Annotated in this window: 18 protein-coding genes; 5 read left to right on the top strand and 13 right to left on the bottom strand. The window is 47.0% G+C overall.

The genetic code is table 11. The features are described from left to right. Window positions 1-502 precede the first annotated feature (502 nt). Window positions 503-1267: an iron-containing redox enzyme family protein gene (locus tag ACWJJX_RS14455; RefSeq protein ID WP_159354477.1), complete on the bottom strand. Its 765-nt coding sequence runs from the start codon at window positions 1265-1267 to the stop codon at window positions 503-505. Window positions 1268-1986: 719 nt separating this feature from the next. Then, a complete protein-coding gene (locus tag ACWJJX_RS14460) occupies window positions 1987-3060 on the bottom strand; it encodes a M42 family metallopeptidase (protein WP_003152370.1) in 1074 nt (357 codons plus the stop codon). A 158-nt stretch (window positions 3061-3218) separates the two neighbouring features. On the opposite strand from ACWJJX_RS14460, the gene ACWJJX_RS14465 reads away from it, so the two are divergent. Next, entirely contained in the window at window positions 3219-3536 is a 318-nt protein-coding gene (locus tag ACWJJX_RS14465; RefSeq protein ID WP_003152366.1) for a PepSY domain-containing protein, read from the top strand. A gap of 55 nt (window positions 3537-3591) precedes the next feature. On the opposite strand, the gene ACWJJX_RS14470 is transcribed toward ACWJJX_RS14465, so the two are convergent. The 3 genes from ACWJJX_RS14470 to trmB form a co-directional block, all read right to left on the bottom strand. Beyond that, window positions 3592-5289, bottom strand: a complete 1698-nt coding sequence (locus ACWJJX_RS14470) for an NAD-dependent malic enzyme (RefSeq protein ID WP_024085698.1) — start codon at window positions 5287-5289, stop codon at window positions 3592-3594. A 78-nt stretch (window positions 5290-5367) separates the two neighbouring features. Next, window positions 5368-6213: a YtnP family quorum-quenching lactonase gene (locus ACWJJX_RS14475; RefSeq protein ID WP_367069124.1), complete on the bottom strand. Its 846-nt coding sequence runs from the start codon at window positions 6211-6213 to the stop codon at window positions 5368-5370. 56 nt (window positions 6214-6269) lie between these two features. Continuing rightward, complete coding sequence (trmB, locus tag ACWJJX_RS14480; RefSeq protein ID WP_003152359.1) at window positions 6270-6923, bottom strand: tRNA (guanosine(46)-N7)-methyltransferase TrmB; 654 nt, start codon at window positions 6921-6923, stop codon at window positions 6270-6272. A 186-nt stretch (window positions 6924-7109) separates the two neighbouring features. On the opposite strand from trmB, the gene ACWJJX_RS14485 reads away from it, so the two are divergent. Continuing rightward, window positions 7110-7388, top strand: a complete 279-nt coding sequence (locus ACWJJX_RS14485) for a YtzH-like family protein (protein ID WP_003152357.1) — start codon at window positions 7110-7112, stop codon at window positions 7386-7388. On the opposite strand, the gene ACWJJX_RS14490 is transcribed toward ACWJJX_RS14485, so the two are convergent. The 4 genes from ACWJJX_RS14490 to thpR form a co-directional block, all read right to left on the bottom strand. Continuing rightward, window positions 7389-8186, bottom strand: a complete 798-nt coding sequence (locus ACWJJX_RS14490) for a phosphotransferase family protein (protein ID WP_003152355.1) — start codon at window positions 8184-8186, stop codon at window positions 7389-7391. Between the two features lie 270 nt (window positions 8187-8456). Further along, window positions 8457-9386 (bottom strand): YegS/Rv2252/BmrU family lipid kinase, encoded by a 930-nt coding sequence (locus tag ACWJJX_RS14495; protein ID WP_454023067.1) that lies wholly within the window; start codon window positions 9384-9386, stop codon window positions 8457-8459. Window positions 9387-9438: 52 nt separating this feature from the next. Next, entirely contained in the window at window positions 9439-10371 is a 933-nt protein-coding gene (locus tag ACWJJX_RS14500; protein ID WP_153986680.1) for a hypothetical protein, read from the bottom strand. A gap of 26 nt (window positions 10372-10397) precedes the next feature. Further along, entirely contained in the window at window positions 10398-10949 is a 552-nt protein-coding gene (thpR, locus tag ACWJJX_RS14505; RefSeq protein ID WP_012118221.1) for an RNA 2',3'-cyclic phosphodiesterase, read from the bottom strand. A gap of 89 nt (window positions 10950-11038) precedes the next feature. Between thpR and cysK the strand changes: the two genes are divergently transcribed. Beyond that, window positions 11039-12010: a cysteine synthase A gene (gene cysK / locus ACWJJX_RS14510; RefSeq protein ID WP_454023068.1), complete on the top strand. Its 972-nt coding sequence runs from the start codon at window positions 11039-11041 to the stop codon at window positions 12008-12010. A 37-nt stretch (window positions 12011-12047) separates the two neighbouring features. Here the strand turns inward: cysK and pepV are convergent, their stop codons facing one another. Then, window positions 12048-13439, bottom strand: a complete 1392-nt coding sequence (gene pepV, locus ACWJJX_RS14515; protein ID WP_017418396.1) for a dipeptidase PepV — start codon at window positions 13437-13439, stop codon at window positions 12048-12050. A 95-nt stretch (window positions 13440-13534) separates the two neighbouring features. On the opposite strand from pepV, the gene ACWJJX_RS14520 reads away from it, so the two are divergent. Beyond that, a complete protein-coding gene (locus tag ACWJJX_RS14520; protein WP_070082232.1) occupies window positions 13535-14839 on the top strand; it encodes an NCS2 family permease in 1305 nt (434 codons plus the stop codon). 32 nt (window positions 14840-14871) lie between these two features. Here the strand turns inward: ACWJJX_RS14520 and ACWJJX_RS14525 are convergent, their stop codons facing one another. Both ACWJJX_RS14525 and ACWJJX_RS14530 read right to left on the bottom strand, forming a co-directional pair. Then, complete coding sequence (locus tag ACWJJX_RS14525; protein ID WP_454023069.1) at window positions 14872-16032, bottom strand: ABC transporter permease; 1161 nt, start codon at window positions 16030-16032, stop codon at window positions 14872-14874. Then, window positions 16029-16733 carry an ABC transporter ATP-binding protein gene (locus tag ACWJJX_RS14530; protein ID WP_014418670.1) on the bottom strand — a complete coding sequence of 235 codons (705 nt, stop codon included), beginning with the start codon at window positions 16731-16733 and terminating at the stop codon, window positions 16029-16031. Before ACWJJX_RS14530 ends, ACWJJX_RS14525 begins: the two co-directional genes overlap by 4 nt. A 279-nt stretch (window positions 16734-17012) precedes the next feature. Here ACWJJX_RS14530 and ACWJJX_RS14535 point away from each other — a divergent pair, with 279 nt between their 5' ends. Then, window positions 17013-17234, top strand: coding sequence for a DeoR family transcriptional regulator (locus ACWJJX_RS14535; protein ID WP_003152337.1), 222 nt, complete (start codon window positions 17013-17015; stop codon window positions 17232-17234). Between the two features lie 127 nt (window positions 17235-17361). On the opposite strand, the gene ACWJJX_RS14540 is transcribed toward ACWJJX_RS14535, so the two are convergent. Next, window positions 17362-18081: a pseudouridine synthase gene (locus ACWJJX_RS14540; RefSeq protein WP_454023070.1), complete on the bottom strand. Its 720-nt coding sequence runs from the start codon at window positions 18079-18081 to the stop codon at window positions 17362-17364. Between the last annotated feature and the right edge of the window lie 23 nt (window positions 18082-18104).

The following is an 18104-nucleotide window of genomic DNA, read 5'->3' on the forward strand; positions in this document are numbered from 1 at the left end:
ATTTATATTTAACAGGAGAAGGTTTCCTTGAGGCCAATAGAAAAAACATTCAAGGAATATTTTCACCATTTCATTTCACTATATTATTGACTCTTTTCTCCATAGAAAAAACACCTTCAAGTTGTCTTATAGATATCATATACCTATATTCAACAGAAAGGTGTTTTTGATTTGTCTAAATTGTTTTGGAAAAGTATTATATCGACGGTTTAAAAGTCTAGTTTAAGGTTTATAGTAGCTTCTGATCCTCATTTAAGTAATCTGTTTTAAATAATTAACTGATTCTTCGTTTTTACCTTAAGTGCCAAAACGTACTCCTGTAATGGATTTCTATAAAAGAAATGATACTCTGCTTCTTTATTACAAATTGAGCATTGATCTTTGGAATTTTTAACTCTTTGTACATGAGGAGTATCTAATATGCATACTATGTCTTTCACATGAGATTTACATACTTTAACCATATAAATCCTCCGAAATAAAATCAACTATCAATTTCAAGTTAATGCTTGCAACATGTTTTTTGATTTAAAACGTTACCTTCCAGATCAAATTCCGGCATTCTATTAACACCAATCCATGAATTTAACATAAAACCCCACAATGAAATTCCCTCTAATGCCTTACGAATAACCACTTCACGTCTAAATTCATTTTGGTCCTCTTCTAAGTGCTCCAATCCTAAAATTGAATGATGTTCGTCCGCTTCAACATGGACAGTGAAGTAAGGATCATTCGCCCCCAATTCCTCTAACTTTTCTGACATTTTAATAAAAAAGTGATTTGAGCATCTTTCTATTCCAGAATTCAAACATGCCAACCATTTCGAACGATCTTGTTCAATAGCCAACTGATAAACTAGATTAACACAAGCATTTGTAGCATTACTAGGTATATGTCTATCTATTTCTTCTCGATTTTCTAAAATATTTTGTTTCAACATCCATTGCATTAGCATTTCATGATGGTCTGCTTCTCCATAAATATGTAATGCATAGAAAGGCATCATGTGATTTTCTTTAAGTGATGTAAGTCCCAGCATAACGCCCATAACTTTCGGAAAAGTGGCTGAATGATACCAGAGTTGAGTAACAACTGATTTTAAGTCCTTTACATGCTGTACATTTTCTAACCATTTGAAAAACGGTTCATTTAGAATTTCTTCTGATGCTTTAATAATAGGATCTGCAACCCATGAATGCTGTTTTCTTACTCTTTCTAGTTCTTCCTCTGATACTACATGATACTTTTCACTAGTTAATTCCATTACTTAATCACTCCTGTATTTTTAATAGGATTATATCCACAATAAGTAATATTATGTATATATTCCCTTAAAAAGATAATAATTCATATAACCATAACCTGTCAATTATTTTTTGAAAGGTTAATTTAAAATAAATTCAGATTACAGACTTATTATTCATTCAATCATTTAAAAATCGCAGTCTTCAGGAGGACTAGTAGTATTGAAGTAGCTTAGATTAAGGAAGTCAGATGAACTTATAGTCATTAAGACTTCAGCAGGATTACCTGTAATATTAGAGTTACACTAGGTACAATTCTAAAATTTCAAATAGCGGGAATTTTATATGTTTTAACTTTTTTATATAAAAAAGCTGGTGAATCGAACCTCTTTACGTTCAATTCACCAGCCATTCATGTAAGTAAGGTATTTCATTTATTCTCTCTGAAAAGTTTTAGGTAGTCCATCTCAAAAATAATTGATTTAGATGTTCATCATGATACCCAATACACAACCTGTTCAGCACTTCTTGTGACACTATGTTTATCAGTGCAATAAAGGTTCGAGATTTTTTATTTATGATAATAATCTGAGAAGCAATATTTGTTACATATTTCTATTTTAAATGTGCTTTACTTTTATATTCAAAACAAATAATTGTCTACATAATTCCACTTAAAACAGAATTTAGACAAAGCAGTCAATAAGTATTCAAAGGGACTTATTGACTGCTTATTTTTTTACACATTTTCTCTGATCGTTTCAACCGTCTGTTTGTCACTCGCCATGACCAGCTTAATGAGCATTTCTTTCGCCGCTGCATAATCATCGACATGGATGATGGCGGCATTTGTATGAATGTATCTTGAACAAATGCCGATGACGGCAGACGGAACCCCGCTGTTTGATATGTGGACCCGTCCGGCATCCGTTCCTCCGCCTGAAGCGAAATATTGATAAGGGATATTGTGCGTTTCCGCCATATCAAGGACGAACTCTCTCATCCCGCGGTGCATGACCGTCGTTCTGTCGAGAATGCGGAGCAGCACCCCCTCGCCGAGACGGCCGAACAGCTCCTTATCGCCGCTCATATCATTTGCCGGGCTGGCATCAAGCGCGAAGAAGAGATCAGGCTGAATCATGTTGGCCGCTGTCTGCGCCCCTCTCAAGCCGACTTCCTCCTGAACGGTGGCCCCGGCGTACAGATTGTTCGGCAGGTCTTTTCCGTGCAGCTCTTTTAATAGTTCAATGCTTAACCCGCAGCCGTAGCGGTTATCCCACGCTTTGGACAATATTTTCTTCTCGTTGGCCATCGGGGTGAACGGGCAGACAGGCACGACCTGCTGTCCCGGTCTGATCCCCATTTTGACCGCGTCCTCTCTGTCATCGGCACCGATATCAATCATCATATTTTTGATCTCCATCGGCTTTGCGCGCTGGGCATCTGTTAAAATGTGGGGCGGGATGCTTGAGATGACGCCGATAATCGGTCCGTTATCCGTCTGTACCTCGACGCGCTGGGCAAGCAGCACCTGGCTCCACCAGCCGCCGAGCGTCTGAAATCTCAGCATGCCGTTATCCGTAATCTGTGTTACCATAAACCCGACTTCGTCCATATGCCCGGCTACCATAACGGTCGGCGCATCTTCAGCGCCGCGCCTTACTCCGAAAACACTTCCGAGTCTGTCCTGCACGATGTCATCCGCATATTTCGCAAGCTCCCGTTTCATAAAGGAGCGGACCTGATGTTCATTTCCCGGTGCGCCGGGAAGCTGCGTCAGCGTCCGGAAAAGCGTTTTCGTTTCCTCATTCATATTTTCCCCTCATTTCTATGTAATGCTTTTATTTTATTAGAAAAACAACCGTTTTCCAAGCGCTCAGATTGAATGGGCTGTAAAACCGCCGCTTTACTTAACACCGTCTGGCATCTTCTGTATAATAAAAACTACGACATAATTGGAGGTGCTTCATATTGAAATTACGTCATTTTCTCTTAGGTGCAGGAGTCGGATTATGCGCTGCCATCGCAGTGAAAAAGTATGCGATGAAACCTTATATCTCTTCAGAAAAAGCGCTCCGTATCGTGAAAGCGGCTTTTAAACAGCGCGGGCCGATAGACGGATCATGGATTTACACAGAGCCCGAGCCCTACCAGGTAAACGGAGAAACCATCCAGGTATACAAAACCGGCGTGACACGTTCGGCATTCGGCGAACTGGAGCAATATGAAGTTATGGTCAATGCAAAAACAGGCCAGATTGTCGATGTCATTGATTCTGTCGCCTCATAATTCGGACAAGCAAAAAATAAAGCCCAAAACCATCAGCGTTTTGGGCTTTATTCGGTTACATCGGCCGAATTCGTTTATATACGGGGTTCCACATCGCGTCCTGCACCGCTTGGATCAGATCCTCGGGTTCCGTTTCCGCTACACCGTCCTGAATCGCAGCTTTAGCTACGGCTACCGCCACGGTTGCCGATACCGTCCTGAGATCCTCCACTTTCGGAAGCATCGGCGCTCCCGGCTTGCCGACGTCCACCATACCGGCGATGGCATTCGCGCAGGCAACGAACATATTGTCCGTAATGAGCCTTGCTTTTGTCACAATCGTGCCGAGCCCGAGTCCCGGGAATACGAGCGCGTTGTTCGCCTGTCCGATATGGTAGGTAACGCCGTTATACGCAACAGGCGGAAACGGACTTCCCGTTGTGACAAGCGCGCGGCCTTCCGTCCATTTAATTAAATCTTCAGGTTTTGCTTCTGATAATGTCGTCGGATTTGACATCGGCAAAATAGCCGGCCGTTTGACATGTGAGGCCATTTCTTTGACGATTTCTTCCGTAAATGCGCCTGAGACGGTGGATGTGCCGATCAGGATCGTCGGCTTGGCCTGACGCACCGTCTCCGCCAGATCAATTGATCCGCCTTCACCGCTGCGGCCGTACTCTTTCACTTCATCAGCAGGGCGGGCGTACGGAACCTGAAAATCACGCAAATCCTTCATATCATCCGTTAACAATCCGTTTCTGTCGATACACCAAAAGCGGCTGTATGATTCTTCTTCGCTTAATCCGTCATGCACCATGGCTTCGCGCAGCTGCTCAGCAATTCCGATACCAGCCGTTCCCGCGCCGAAGACGACGACTTTATGCTCTTTTAAAGGCACTTTTGACGCTTTCGCACACGCTAAAACAGCTGCAAGCGACACCGCGCCCGTTCCTTGAATGTCATCGTTAAACGTACAGACTTTATCTTTATACCGTTTTAATATGCCGCGGGCGTTAGCCGTACCGAAATCCTCCCAATGAAGCAGCGCATTCGGGAATGTTTCCCGGGCAAGCGAGACATACTCATCAATAAAGCGGTCATATTTCTCGCCGCGCACTCTTGAATGCTGGTTTCCGACGTACAGCGGGTCATTTAAGAGGCTTTCTTGATTTGTCCCGGCATCTAATACGACCGCAAGCACTCGTGACGGATCAATTCCGGCCGCCGCCGTATACACCGCGAGTTTTCCGACAGAAATGGCGATGCCGCCGACGCCCCAGTCACCGATTCCCAGAATGCCCTCCGCATCTGTCGCAACGATTAAGTCAATGTTTTCATTTTTTCCGAACTGCTGAAATGCGGCGCGCATTCCTTCAGGATCATCTATTGACAAATACAGACCGCGGGGTTTTCTGTACTCGTGGCTGTAACGCTGGATCGCGGTGCCGACGGTCGGCGTATATACGATCGGCAGCATTTCGCCTAAATGATCATTTAACAGCCTGTAAAATAATGTTTCATTCCGATCATGGAGAGCGGTCAAGTAGACATTTTTGCTCAGCTCATCAGGCTGCGAACTGAATTGTTCGTAGGCCCGCCTCGCCTGCTCTTCGATTGTCAATACTTTCGGCGGCAGAAATCCTTCGAGCCCGAGTTCCTTTCTTTCCTCCTGTGTAAAGGCCACCCCTTTATTTAAAAAAGGCGTAGAAAGCACTTCTAATCCGCGCAGAGTTGTTTTGATTTCTCCATCTTTCGTCACTTGAAATTGATTCACCTGTCTCTTCCTTTCAAAGCAATTTGTCTTAGGTTTGCTTTTATTCCCGAAATTCATACAGGTAAATCATTGATCCGCCTATTTTTTCTCCCGTCTGACAGATGCAGCCACTTCGCCGTCTTCTCCCCATTTTACCGCTCTGTAAATCGCATCGTGATAGAAGATCAGCCAGGCGTCTTTTTCTGCCGCGAACGTCTGCCATTTCTGCTTTTGCGGAATAGAGGTCATCGGATAATCATCATATGCCAGCACCCATAGCGGATTTTTATGCGCATTCGTCGGCATCAGGTCGGCAAAATGCACAGCCGTCTCCCCGCCGTCTTGTAAGACGATGACGCTGTGGCCGTCGCTGTGGCCGCCGGTGTGGTGCATCGTAATGCCTTCTGTCAGCTGATACTCGTTCTCAAAGGTTTCGACCTGATCTTGTACCGCCTCCCAATTTTCTCTCCAATATGTATTTTTCGATCTGATATTAGGGTTTCTCATTTCGCGCCACTCTGTTGCAGAAGTGATAATGCGGGCATTCGGGAAAACAGAGACAAGCTCCTCTCCGCTGTATTCCGTCAAGCCGCATGCATGGTCAAAATGAAGATGGGTCATCGCCGCAATATGAATGTCCTCACAGGAAAGCCCGAGTTCACGAAGAGAGTGTTTTAAATTGGATTCCTGTGTTACACCGTAATTCCTTTTTTGTTTATCAGAAAATTTCCCTCTGCCGATACCCGCGTCAACCAATAGATTCAGGCCGTTTGTTCTGATCAGAATCGGGTCTGTTCTTAATTCAATCTGGTTTTTGTCATTTACGGGGTATTTTCTCGACCATAAAGGCTTCGGGACAACGCCGAACATCGCTCCGCCGTCCATATGCGTTACACCGCCGTCCAGCCATGTTAATGAAATATTCCCAATATTCAATGTCTCCATCTTGATCCCTCCTGATGTAATGGTAGCAAATGGCGGCATAAAAAAACAGACTCGCATCAGAGTCTGTCTTTTGTTCTCCATTCAACTTCGGCCCGGTAAATCGGCTGGCCGAGCGCGGAGAATTTTTCTTCGTATTCTGTCATAATATTGCCCTTCGGATCGCTGTTGTGCAGATCAAGACTGACTTCCGTCAGAAGCAGGCCGTATTCGGAAAAGCTTTTCAGAGAGTATTCGAATAAACCGCGGTTATCGGTTTTGAAATGAATCTCACCTGTTTCGCCCATCACTTCTTCGTATTTTTTCAAGAACGTTTTAAATGTTAAACGGCGCTTTTCGTGACGGTTTTTCGGCCACGGGTCAGAAAAGTTTAAATATACGCGCTTGATTTCGCCCCGTTCAAATACGTCATTCAGTGTTTCCGCGTCTATATTTAACAAACGGACATTGTGAGCCCCGCTGTCCTTTACTTTTTGGACGGCAGTGACGATGACGCTTTTAAACAGTTCGATCCCGATATAGTTGATATCCGGATTCTGCTTGGCCATTCCTGAAATGAACTGCCCTTTTCCCGTACCGACTTCAATATGGATCGGGTTGTCATTGCCAAAGACCGTGTTCCACCGCCCTTTATACTGGGCCGGATCACTGATGGCGATGTCAGCGTTTTCTGCCAGAAAATCATTCGCCCAAGGTTTATGGCGCATTCTCATATGATTGACACCTCTATCTATAATTTCGAGTAACAACATACCATGAAACATAAAGAGCCGCAAGCGCCTTTTAAAGGCGCCGGCTGCATAAAAAAAGAGGCTCCCCCGGTCCGGAACACTCATGTGATGCATAAAACCGCACCGCTTTGCACAATGTATGACACAGAAAGGATGTGTATATGAATCATGGGCTTAACAAGCGAACATCAGGTCCGGTTATTAAAGGACATATTGGCCGACCATCAATTGGATTGCTGCGGCACGGTTGCCGAGTATGAACAGCTGGAGCGCGTCATCAAATCACTGATGGCCAACACCGGGCTTGATTCAAATATAAAAAACGTGCTCGAGGATGTCTACCGCTACAGCCAGTCCGGCATCACGGCCGATTCCATCGACACGCATATTCAGGAGCACCAAAACCATTTGTCCCAATGGGTGGAGCAGATGGATTCGTACTCCTGACTACTTGACAATCCGCTTCATCAGGGCATGAAGCTCTTCCATGGCATCATGATACGCTTTGTCGTTTCCTTTTGATTTGTGCCAGGCGATGAAGGTGATGGTCTCCGATAACATGTACCACGCCATCCGCAGCCGAAGCCCTTCCGTGAGCTTCATGCCGTACATCCCAAGCCAGCTGTCCCACGCTGGCTCTTCGACGTAATGATACAATAAAGGGCCGAGATCCATGGCCGGATCGGCTATCATGGCGCCGTCCCAATCTATTAAATACAGCTGGTTGTCTTCTGACAGAAGCCAGTTATTATGATTCACATCACAATGGCAAACGACTTTTTCACCGAATTGCACCTGATCCACATGAGCTTCCAAATAAGCAAGGCCTTCCTGAATAAGCGGCGAAAATTGCCGCACAGCAAAGACGGCCTGCTTCAGCTGCGACAAAAGGGCGCCCGGATCAAGCGGTTCTTTTCCCAATCTTTTCAGCATGTCGAGCAAAGCTTTTGATGTGTGGATTTTGCGGAGCAGCTCAGCCACCGGGCGTCCGCTCATATCCTTTGCCTTCAGCTCCCTGCCCGCCATCCAATGCTGAGCCGTAATGACGTCTCCGTTTTCCATCCGTTTTGTCCAAACCAGCTTCGGAACAATGCCTTCGGCGGATAACACGGCTAAAAAGGGCGAGCTATTACGTTTTAAAAAAAGCTGTTGGCCGTTATGTTTCGCATAATATGCATCTCCTGTAGCTCCTCCGGCGGGGAAGATCTCCCAATCGCTACCTAGTAATTGTCCCAACCAGTTCATATCAATGTTCAACCCATCATTTCTTAAAATATTTTAGAATAGGCCTCCAGCCTTTCTCTATTGGCGGAGCGGCCTGTCATAAACAATTTCATGAGAATAAAAAAGACAGCTATTGAGAGTCTCATATGCTAATCAATAGCCGTCCTATAAATTTTAGCGCTACAGCACAAACTTCGTCAAGCAAAACTAGCAAGAACACCTGTGAATTCTGAAGATTTATGCCGCGAACCGCTCTTTGCCGTGAAACATTTGACGGGTTTCATTTGTTTATTATGTTTTTATTTTCAACGGCGCGCCGCCCGGCATAAGCCGAAACGGCGTCGTTCCGATCAGCTCGCCGTCAGCGTGAAACGGAATTTTCCCATCTGTTTCAAAAACGAATTCCTTCCCCTTTATCATCGTCACTCCGTCCATTTTGATATGCCGGCCGAAGCTCATCGCCCATAAAAAACGATACAGCGAGAAAAAGGACAGGTTTTCTGCAATGACAATATCAAAATGGTTTTGACGGGGATTTGCTGAAGGCGCCGCTTTCATGCCGCCTCCGTAATAAGGATGATTAGCCGCAATGACAAACCAGACATTGCGGAATTCACGCCTCTGGCCGTCTGCCGTGCAAACAAATCTGAACGGCTGAAACCCCGAGGCCGTATGTAAATGCGCGAGCGGGTAAATCACAAAACCGAGACGCAAAAACCGAAGAACGCGCGATAACGGAAAATTCGCGGCTGCCTTCAAAACTGAGGCATCGAAACCGACAGACAGGTGGTTAATAAAATAAAGTGATTGCGCTTTGTCATGAAAAAAGTTGATGTTTCCCGCAAAAAATTTCCGTGTGAGCGGGCGGTGCAGACTTTTGATTTCTTGGAGGAGCGCCGACTTCTTAATACCGAGCCCTTTGGAAAAGTCATTGTACGAACCGGCGGGCACAAAGGTCAGCTCAATCTGATCCGTTCCTTTCAGTCCGTTAATGACTTCATGCATCGTCCCGTCACCGCCGATGACGAACAGCCGCTTAAGCTTATGATCCTGCATCATTGAATTCTGTCTCGCCAGCACCTCCGCATGTCCGGGATGCCCGGTCAAAAAAGAGCGGTGGCTGACCCCGCGCCTGGTCAGCTCTTTTTGAACTGATTTCCAGACACGCCGGCCCCGCCCGCCTCCTGAGACCGGATTAATAATAAAAAACCATTGACTCATCGTTTGTTCTCACCTGCTTCATAGATGAAGAGACAGCCGGCAAACGTCCGCTTTAATCAAGCCATTCCTGTCTCCGGCTTGAATCGCTCAAGCCGTAAGACAAAAGAGCCTTCGCCGCCTTCAGCTGGTGGTGCTTGATCGGCGCCGTATTTTTCTGCTGCTTTTCCAGCCACCCTGCGGCAGTCCGTTTATCAGCTATTTCCAGCCCGTACGGCGGCTCCGGGTAATCAATATAAGACGTTCTGCTGAGCAAAAGCTTCCGCACGGGAATGTCGGCCTGCTTTTCTTTTATGATTTGCGAAACGACCGAGCCCGTCCGGTGCAGGCTGAGAGACGGATTCAATACTTGGCGCGTGCTGCCGGAGCCTCTTTCTTCCCAAAAACGGTGTTTTGATCCGATATATACGCTGTCCTCTTCCGCTTCCATAAAAGCGGCGCAGAAAATCTCCAGCGGCGAGATGATGATAATGCTCAGTTCGACGGACGCCTGCTGAATTTGCAGAACCGGATGATACATCACAAAATAGGAATCGGGCAGCTTTTGAGCCAGCATTTTTAACATCCTGTCCCTTTTGACCGCCTGCGAAAGCTCAGACTTTTGAGAAAGCGTGGAGCTCGCCCATTTTAATTGAAAGTCATACAGCTGATCTTTGAAAAAAGGCGCGAGCTCAGACTTTTGAGACGGAAGATTCCCGAACAGCGCCTCTTCTCCCTCCGGTTCATCAAACCATTGGTGCCTCTTTTCATTTATATCGGCCGTATTTTCTTCTTTTCTCTTTTTTAAGGAAAATTTTTTCCTGGCCGGCGCTTGATCGGTTTCCCCGCCGGCAGCCGTTTCCGTTTCCGTTTCTTCCGTTATCCGGTCAAACGCTTCAAGAAGCGCCTCCCAGCGTTCTTTCTTCAGCCGGATAAACTGGTTCATATAATGGTATGGATCAAGTTCATATCTGGATATGCAGTCGTGAATTTTGATGATCTGTGCCATGTGATTTCTCCACTCCGAATATTTGTTTATGTCAATTGAAACTGTGCGATTTCTTCGTATTTAGGCGACCGGTCAAGATGGGTCTGAAACAGGGAAAACCGGCTGACGGCACTTTGCACCCTGCCGCTTTCAAACGGCACATCGTCAGGAAACGGCCGGTCTCCCGCCCACTTCCGCGCCATCGTCATATGAGGGTGATACGGCCGTTTTTCCACTTGAAAACCGGCTTTCAAAACAGCCTGTTTTGTTTTTTCCCGCAAATCAAAGAGCAGTTCATTCCGTTCGGGCTCAAGGTGAAGCACTCTCGGCTGTCTGCGGTCGCCGAAAATATCCAGATGCTGAAACTGTACGGTAAACGGCTGCGCTGCCGACGCAGCATCTGCGAGCAGAGACGATAATTTCGCAAGCCGTTCTTCATCCGCGGCTCCGAGAAAAATGAGTGTAATATGATAGTCATGCGGGTGCACCCATTTTTTGAATGATAACGCCGGCTCCTTTTTGGCTGCTTCCCAAATCGGTTCAGCAATATCAGCCGGAATCGGAATGCCGATAAAATAATGCGGCAATGAAGCTTTCATACGAGGATCTCCCCCTCTTTGGTTATGGTGTTATTATAAAACGGATAAGCGGAGAGGAGAACCCTGTCCGCTCATTATGATAGGATATTATGTACCGAACGTTTTATACAGAAAGGAATGAGCCGGCCTTGAAAATCGTAAACAGCACGGCGGAGCTGATCGGCGGCACACCGATCGTAAAGCTCAATCGCCTTCAGCCAGAACATGCAGCACAGGTCTATTTAAAATTAGAATCGTTTAACCCGAGCGGCAGTGTCAAAGACAGAGCGGCTTTCAATATGATCATTGAAGCGGAAAACAGCGGGCATTTAAAACCCGGCTCTGTCATCATCGAACCGACAAGCGGCAACACAGGCATCGGCCTGGCGATGAACGCGGCGGCGCGCGGCTACAAGGCAATCCTCGTCATGCCTGACACGATGACGAAAGAACGCATCAACCTCCTGAAAGCGTACGGCGCGGAGGTTGTGTTAACACCGGGGGCGGAAAGAATGCCCGGCAGCATCAAAAAAGCGAAAGAACTCGCCGAACAGATTCCGGGAAGTTTTATCCCGATGCAATTCGATAACGGCGCAAATCCAGATGCCCACCGAAAAACGACAGCCATTGAAATCTATCAGGCCGTTCAGCAGCTCAACAGACCGCTCGGTGCTTTTGTGGCAACGGCGGGAACGGGCGGAACCATTACCGGAACCGGAGAAACGCTGAAAGAGCTTTTCCCGGATATGATTGTTCATGTCGCCGAGCCTGCGGGATCTCCCGTCCTGTCTGGCGGAAAACCCGGCGCTCATAAGCTTGTCGGGACAAGCCCCGGATTTATTCCCGGCATATTGAATCAGGACGTTTACGATGAAATCATGAAAATATCTGATGAAGATGCGTATACGACAACACGGCGTCTGGCCCGGGAAGAAGGCATACTCGTCGGCCCGTCTTCAGGCGCCGCCTGCTTTGCCGCCATTGAAACCGCCAAACGCCTCCCTTCCGAACAGATCGTCATCTGTATGACGGCCGATACGGGAGAACGTTATTTATCAACGGATTTATGGTCATTTGAATGATAAAAAGGGATGCCGCATTCGGCGTCCCTTTTTATTATCACTTGGCAAGCTCATAAATGGCTTCGGCATATAAAGCCGTTGACCTGAGAAGGTCATCGATTTCAATGTACTCATCCTTTTGATGCGCGCTGTCAGGCCGGCCGGGGAACAGCGGCCCGAACGCGACGCCCGCCGAAAGGGATCTCGCATACGTTCCTCCGCCGATTGAAATCAGATCCGCTTTCTTTCCCGTTTGTCCTTCGTAAACCTTTTGAAGCGTCTTTACGAGCGGATGATCGGCAGAAACGTGGTGCGGTTTGCTGTCTTTAAATTCTTCAAGCCGGAATTCTTCAGCAGACGTAAAAGCATCACGGATGGCTTTGCTGTCTGAAGTGACGGGATAACGGATGTTGATGCCGAGTTCTCCTTCCTCACCCTTTCTGTATGTAAAGGTGCCGACATTCAATGTCAGCTCTCCGCTGATGTCATCCCTGCAATCAATTTTCAGCTTTTTGCCTCGTGTATCATTTGAAAAATAGTCACTGACGGTTTTGACAAAGCGCTTTCCGGCTCCATCCAGCTCTGTTCCGTTAAGGCATTCAGCAAGCTTTAAGCCGGCATTGACACCATTATCCGGTTCCATCGCGTGGCATGATTTTCCGTACACCCGAAGCGTCAGTTTTCCATTTTCCGAAACTGCTTCACCTTGTGTTTTTGACTGCTCAAGCCATTTGCTGAAATATGCGTGCACGGCATCAAGACCGTTCCCTTCAATAACCGCTTCAGCCGCATCCGGCACCATGTTCAAGCGCAGTCCTGAACGGAATGACAGAAGCACGTTTTTTGCGTCTTTGTCAGAAGCGCTTTTTGCAATGCGCAGTGACGCATCTATAATTCCTTTTTCCGCGTTAATGATCGGAAAATCTGCGTCAGGAGCAAAGCCGATGTCAGGCATTTTTTCGTGTTTGAAGTAGTGATCCACGCATCTCCAATCACTTTCTTCATCCGTTCCGATGATGATTCTCACGCGTTTGGATAAAGGAAGCTGCATGTCTTTGACGATTTTCAGCGCATAAAACGCCGCCATTGTCGGCCCTTTATCATCAATGGCGCCTCTGGCATATATCCGGCCGGCCCTGATATCGGCTGAAAACGGATCGCTCGTCCAGCCGTCTCCGGGCGGAACGACATCGACGTGGCACAAAACACCGACGATTTCGTCACCCGTTCCCCATTCAATATGGCCCGCATAGCCGTCAAGATTCTTTACGGTGAAGCCTTCTTTTTTACCGAATTCCAGCAGTGACGTCAGGCTGGCATTGACGCCTTCTCCAAACGGCCGGCCGGGACCGGCTGTTGATTCGTCCATTACGCTGTTGATCTGCAAAAACTTCTGCGTGTCACGGATCAGATCTTCTTTGTTTCTGATGACTTCAACTTCCCAGTTCATCACAAATCCCCTTTCTTGATAAAGACTTGCAAAATGTCGATAAAACGAATAATATAGATGATGTTTTGAAAAAACGTTCGTCATTGGAGGTACTTATGTTTCATCTCGACAAGCATCAAACGACAATAAAAAGAGAAATTACCGCGGGATTGACCACCTTTTTCACAATGGTGTATATCATTGTCGTCAATCCGGTGATCCTTTCCAATGCGGGAATTCCGTTTGACCAGGTGTTCACCGCGACGATTATCGCTTCCATTGTCGGAACTTTATGGATGGCTCTCGCTGCGAATTTTCCGATCGCCATTGCCCCCGGCATGGGCTTAAACGCGTATCTCGCCTTTCACGTTGTCGGCACAGGCAGCGGCATTACGTATCAGACGGCTTTCAGCGCCGTTTTTATCGCGGGAGTCATCTTTATTATTTTATCGTTAACGCCTTTAAGAAAACAACTTATAGAAGCGATTCCGGACAATTTAAAATACGGAATTACGACCGGCATCGGCTTATTTATCGCTTTTATCGGCTTACGCCAATCCGGAATCATCACGGCTGATAAATCCAATCTGGTCGCACTCGGCGATCTTCATTCGCCCGCCGTCATTTTAACGCTTATCGGACTTATCATCAGTATCGTGCTGATGGTGCTGAATGTAAACGGGGCTCTGTTCATCGGAATGGCGCTGACCGCCGTCATTGCCTTTTTGACCGGACAGATCCATTTTGCGAAAGGGTTCGTTTCATTCCCGCGCCTGCCGGAGGGGCTTTTGATCACAAATCCGTTCGGTGCCCTCGGGGATGTCGTGCATCACGGTCTGTACGCCGTTGTGTTTTCTTTTCTTCTCGTTACGATTTTTGACACGACCGGCACCATGATCGGTGTCGCCGAACAGGCGGGATTGATCAAAAACAATCAGCTGCCGAATGCCAGAAGAGCGCTGTTGGCTGATTCGACAGCTACGACGGTCGGAAGCATCTTCGGCACCAGCCCGACGACCGCGTTCGTTGAATCTTCAGCAGGTGTGGCCGCCGGCGGAAGAACGGGTCTGACAGCGCTGACGATTGCCGTTATGTTTGCCGTTTCCATGTTTTTCAGCCCGCTTGTCAGTGTCTTATCGGAAGTGTCCGCGATTACGTCACCGGCTCTGATTATTGTCGGCAGCCTGATGATGGGTGCTGTGTCGAATATCCGCTGGAATGAGCTTGACGAAGCGTTCCCGGCCTTTCTCGTCATTTTGGCAATGCCTTTAACGTCCAGTATTTCAACCGGAATCGCTCTCGGCTTCATTTCATATCCGCTTGTTAAAGCAGCTAAGAAAAAATGGCGCGAAATCCATCCTCTAGTCCTCATCTTCGCCGTGCTGTTTTTTATTCAGCTTTTTATTTTGAACGGACATTAAGAAAAATCCCTTTCCTTTTCGGAAAGGGATTTTTACATATAAAGAACGGAAAGAATCGCGGCAATGAGACACCAGGCGGAACAGATAATTTGAATGACGGTTAATGCGCTGTTTCGCGCCCGGAAATAGTCATCGCTGTCTCTCTTGATACCGCTTAAAACCGGTTTATCCGTGATCCGGTCAAATAAAAGTGACGCGGCATAGCGGCTGACGATCGCAAATAAAATAAGGACTGCCGGCTTCACTAAGAGCGGAAGAACGAGAATAAGAGCCGTAAAAGCCGCGGTTAAAAGGTAAAGCTGCCGGAGATACCCGCCGTTTCGGATCAGTACTTTAAAGAACAATTCTTTCCACGCCGTATACGCCGACCGTTTTGTAAAGATGTGCTTTGAGCCGGGATATAAAAACGGCTTGTTCCGCCCTTTATTTTTACCATTCGGGAGCTGCACATCATGGCTGAGCATCAAAACAGAGGCCGCGAATGAAAGCTTCCGCCTGTTCTCCTCAAGCACTTCTTCCTCAAAGGCTGATAATGTCTCCGTCCCTTTCCAAGTCAAAAAAGCGGAGCAGATGAACAATATACATCCCGCCGGCCAAAGCCAATACCATTCGGCGGCAAAGGCGATCATAAAAAACGCACCCGCCATCAGAACCATCACTTTCAGCCAGCCCGCCGCCTGATTCCCGAATGTCCGCCTGCTGTTTTTTCTGTGCCGGTGCACCGCTAATATCGCGGTATGGAAGCCGAACAGACAGCAAAACATACCTGAATATGCCGGTAAGGTACAGTCACCGTACTGGAGCCATAAGGGAAATAACAATACGGCAAGCGCACCCCATTTGATAAGGGAAAGGAACATCGAATACAAAAGCGCGTACCGTTTCAGCTTTTGCATCAGATGTTTTGCATGCACCAAAAACACGTGATCCGCTTCCAGCAAAAAGGTATGAATAAAACCCGTGCACAACAGCAGGGCACTGAATACATACAGCCAGCCCCATCCCAATACACCTGCCGCTCCATTAAGAAGCCCCCTGCCGTTCAGCCATTCAGCATATTGATAAACGGCAAATGCGGCAGCGGGAAGAACGATATACAGCGCGACCGTCCAATCAATGACCGTCTGAAACACCTTCCATTGATACCGCCAATAATGAAACAGCCTTTGAAAAAACAGAGCCCGCCCGGTCATCGCTGACTGCTCCGAACCGCTGAATAAAAGCAATCCAGCAGTGAACGGCTCCCCGTTTTTTCCTGAAGCTCCTCTAATGTGCCTTGAAGAAGCAGAGCGCCCTGATCCAGCAAATAAAATCGGTCGCAGATTTTTTCCGCCGTATCCAGAACATGCGTGCACATCAAAATCCCCGCGCCCCTTTCTTTCTCAGCAATCAGCATGTCGGTAAACAGCTTTGTTGAGATCGGATCAAGTCCGATAAAAGGCTCATCAATGATGTAAATATCCGGCTTCGCCAAAAATGCCTGTATGAGCATCAGCTTTTGCTGCATCCCTTTTGAAAAACCGGAAGGCAAATCATGTTTTACAGACGTCAGCGAAAACTCTTCAAGCAGCCGCCCTGCCCGCTCACGGCACTCTTCCCCTTCTATACCCCGCAATGACCCGGTCAGCTCGAGGTGCTCCCAAAGCGTCAGTTCATCGTAAAAACTCGGACGCTCCGGTATGTAAGCATAAGACGAATCATTCCACTCAATACCGCCTTCAATATCCCGGGACAGCCCGAGAACCGCCTTTATCACTGTACTTTTCCCCGCGCCGTTCGCTCCGATTAAACCGGCAATTTCACCAGCGTTGACTGACAGAGATACATCAGAAATCACCTTCGGCCTGTCAGCATAACCGGCGCAGACAATGTTTGCATTCAATAATTCTCCCAAACTTCTCACTCCCCCGTTTTCATACGGACATGTATAAAAAAAGTTTCAGTTTCCATAATAATAAAAGCGGGCCGGACATAGTAATGCACCAAGGCTGCACCCATTTGAAAAAATTACCTGCGCTTATTCCTAGATTCATGTCGTCCATATCGTGTATAATGGAGGCAGTTAAAAGAGAAAAAACAGAATGTCATCCTTTGTTGCTTATTCGTACGAAGTTTTAGAGTCGAAAGTTGTGGTATATCAAGTCCATCCGATCTTATGATAGGGAGTGGTTTTTTGAAACCTTCAACAAATCGTATGCTGACTCGGATTAAATCAGTTTACATGTTCATCCAGGAAAAAGGCCTTGTGACAACACAGGAACTGGTTGATGAATTCGGCATTACACCTAGAACCATTCAGCGAGACTTAAATGTGTTAGCATACAATGATCTTGTTCATAGTCCTAGCCGAGGCAAGTGGGAGACAACACGAAAAAAAGTGAAAATTACATCTTAAGCGAACAATTACATAAGGCCCTTTTCGGCCTGACATGCTGCAAGGCAAAGCAGCGTCTTTGCCTTGTTTTTTGTTCCTCTATATAAAAAGCCCAAAACAAATCTGTTTTGGGCTTTTCTGATATCGATTACACTTCAGCGCCTCTCAGCGTTTCGAGCTCCTCTTCAGTCAGCTCGCGGAATTCTCCCGGTTTAAGATCCGGGTCAAGAGAAACAGCCCCCATCGAAAGCCGCTTCAAATAAGCCACTTCATTTCCGACAGCCTTTGCCATCAGCTTCACCTGATGATATTTGCCTTCTGTAATGGTCAAGTGAATCACCGTTTCATCCGGGCTTTCTGTAATGATTTCAACGGCTGCCGGCTTCGTCTTATAGCCTCCTTCAATGACGACGCCTCTTTCCAGATGAACAATGTCTTCCGGTGACAGAAGTGAAGTTAACCGGACCTCATATGTTTTAGGCACATGCTTTTTCGGAGAAAGGAGGCGATGAGCGAGCTGCCCGTCATTGGTGAGAAGCAAAAAGCCTTCCGTATCCTTATCAAGACGTCCCGCCGGAAACGGTTCAAATCGCTGTTCTTCAGGCGTCAGCAGATCAACCACCGTTTGCTGGCGGCTGTCTTCTGTAGCGGACAGCACTCCTTGCGGCTTATTCATCATGACATAAATAAATTCACGATAGTCTGCCGGCTCTCCGTATACCGTGATGTCCTGTTTTTCCGGGTCGACATGGGTTTTCACATCTTTCGCCGGCTCTCCGTCAATCATGACAGCCCCGGCCTTGACGATTTTTTTCACATCTTTTCTTGAGCCGAATCCGCTGTTGGCAAGCAGCTTATCAAGTCTCATCCTGATCCTCTCCTTTAAAAAGA

This window comes from Bacillus sp. YH3-2-B2 (assembly GCF_053663335.1).